Raw genomic sequence first — 1,037 nt, 5'->3', positions numbered from 1 at the left:
CGGGCGGCCTGGAGCTGTCGCGCCTGGCGCTGCTGCCCAGCATCACCTTGACCCCCGGGCTGGGCCTGAACTGGCAACAGCAGGGCGCGTCGCTCAGCACCGGGCTGTGGTCGCTGGCAGGCAATGTGGCCATGCCGGTGCTGGACCGGCCGCGCCTCTTGGCCAATGCCCGCGCCCAGGGCGCCCGCGCCGAGCAGGCGGTGATCGCCTATGAGCAGGTGGTGCAGCGTGCGTTTTCCGAGACGGACCAGGCGCTCTTGCGCATGGCGCCGGATAGGCAAAGGCTGCAGGTGCTGGCGCAGGCCGAGGCGCGGGCGCAGACCGCCTATGAGGCGGCACGCAAGGGTTATGAGGCGGGCTTTTTCGACCTGGTGGTGGTGCTCGATGCCGAGCAGGTCTACCGCGACTCGCGCGGTGGCCTGACCCAGGCGCGCGCTGAAGCCTTGGCGCATGCGGTGCAGGTGTTCCAGGCGCTGGGCGGCGGTTGGCCCCGGGATGCACTGGGCGCCGAAACACAGAAGACGAATTGAGAGGGATGCAATGCTGCAATCAATGACAAGCGGATGGCGCGTGGGCTTGGGGCTAGGCCTGGGGTCGGTCGCGCTGCTGGGGCTGGTGGCCTGCTCCGAAGGCAGTGCGGACAAGACTCCGAAGCCGGTGGCCGAGGTGGTGCGCACAGTCAGCGTGGCGCAGGTGGAGCTGCGCCCCATGGGCGGGGTGCAGCAGGCATCGGGCCTCTTGGTGGCGCGCGAAGAAATTGCGATTGGCCCGGAGCTGAGCGGTTACCGGGTGGCCGCGCTGCTGGCAGATGAGGGCGACCAGGTGCGTGCAGGCCAGCCGCTGGCGCGGCTCGATGACGGCTTGCTGCAGGCCAAGATTGCCCAGGCGCAGGCCAGCCTGGTGCAGGCCAAGGCGCAGGCGAGGCAGGCCCAGGCCGAATCGGCGCGGGTCGAAGGCCTGGACGGCCAGGGCGTGCTGTCGGACGAACAGATCCAGCAGCGCCGCACGGCAGCGGCCAGCGCCCAGGCCAATGCCGA

Annotated in this window: 2 protein-coding genes; both read left to right on the top strand. The window is 70.3% G+C overall.

Annotated elements, in window-relative coordinates; translation table 11 throughout:
- On the top strand, window positions 1-530 hold a 530-nt coding region (locus tag H928_RS0105780), incomplete at its 5' end, for a TolC family protein (RefSeq protein ID WP_021025647.1).
- A gap of 22 nt (window positions 531-552) precedes the next feature.
- Window positions 553-1,037 (top strand): biotin/lipoyl-binding protein (locus H928_RS0105775; protein WP_043338932.1); only part of this gene is annotated, 485 nt, incomplete at its 3' end.

The sequence above is a fragment of the Comamonas sp. B-9 genome, from assembly GCF_000410635.1.
Taxonomy (GTDB): Bacteria; Pseudomonadota; Gammaproteobacteria; order Burkholderiales; family Burkholderiaceae_C; genus Comamonas.
This window is presented reverse-complemented; position numbering and strand designations above follow the sequence as displayed.